The organism is Shigella sp. FC1567 (assembly GCF_001743015.1).
GTDB lineage: Bacteria > Pseudomonadota > Gammaproteobacteria > Enterobacterales > Enterobacteriaceae > Escherichia > Escherichia coli.
Map to the genome: position 1 here is coordinate 1 of NZ_MIIV01000407.1, position 425 is coordinate 425.

1 pseudogene is annotated in these 425 nt (G+C 53.2%); it reads left to right on the forward strand.

The features are described from left to right. Positions 1–326, forward strand: a pseudogene (locus tag BHE85_RS18730) (IS1-like element IS1X2 family transposase); the annotation flags it as partial. Positions 327–425 lie beyond the last annotated feature (99 nt).

A 425-nucleotide genomic window follows, 5' to 3' on the forward strand; every position in this document is an offset into this window, starting at 1 on the left:
GCAGTGATGTGATTGTCTGCGCTGAAATGGACGAACAGTGGGGCTACGTCGGTGCTAAATCACGTCAGCGCTGGCTGTTTTACGCGTATGACAGGATACGGAGGACGGTTGTGGCGCACGTCTTCGGTGAACGCACTCTGGCCACACTGGAGCGTCTTCTGAGCCTGCTGTCGGCCTTTGAGGTCGTGGTATGGATGACGGATGGCTGGCCGCTGTATGAATCACGCCTGAAGGGAAAGCTGCACGTTATCAGCAAGCGTTACACTCAGCGCATTGAGCGACATAATCTGAATCTGAGACAACATCTGGCAAGGCTGGGACGGAAGGTAAGCGTAAACTGACCGCCGTATGTAGCCATTAAGCCTGTATTGGTAACGTAGGTGCCCACCTTTTCAACTAGTGGACACCTGTTATGGAACAGAAAG